The following is a 227-nucleotide window of genomic DNA, read 5'->3' on the forward strand; positions in this document are numbered from 1 at the left end:
CGCCTCAAGCAAGATTTGCTCATGTTGCGGAGTAAAATACGACCATTCAGTTCAACCAGAAGGACAGTGGAGTTTAAAAATACGTGAGTGGTGTTGTGTTCAATGCAATAGCCATCACGATAGGGATTTAAATGCGTCGATAAATTTATCAAGATGGGTAAAATAAATGCTTGATAATAGGAGGTAACGATACTGCCTCGTGTGGAGTGTTATACCCCTCGTCCCTT

Annotated in this window: 1 protein-coding gene; it reads left to right on the forward strand. The window is 41.4% G+C overall.

Features of this window, described 5'->3' with window-relative positions; all coding sequences use genetic code 11:
* The coding region (locus MR065_RS27375) for a transposase (protein WP_242215759.1) at window positions 1-166 on the forward strand (166 nt) is incomplete at its 5' end.
* Between the last annotated feature and the right edge of the window lie 61 nt (window positions 167-227).

The organism is Bacillus cereus group sp. BfR-BA-01383 (assembly GCF_022663495.1).
In the GTDB taxonomy this organism is placed as follows: domain Bacteria; phylum Bacillota; class Bacilli; order Bacillales; family Bacillaceae_G; genus Bacillus_A; species Bacillus_A cereus_AU.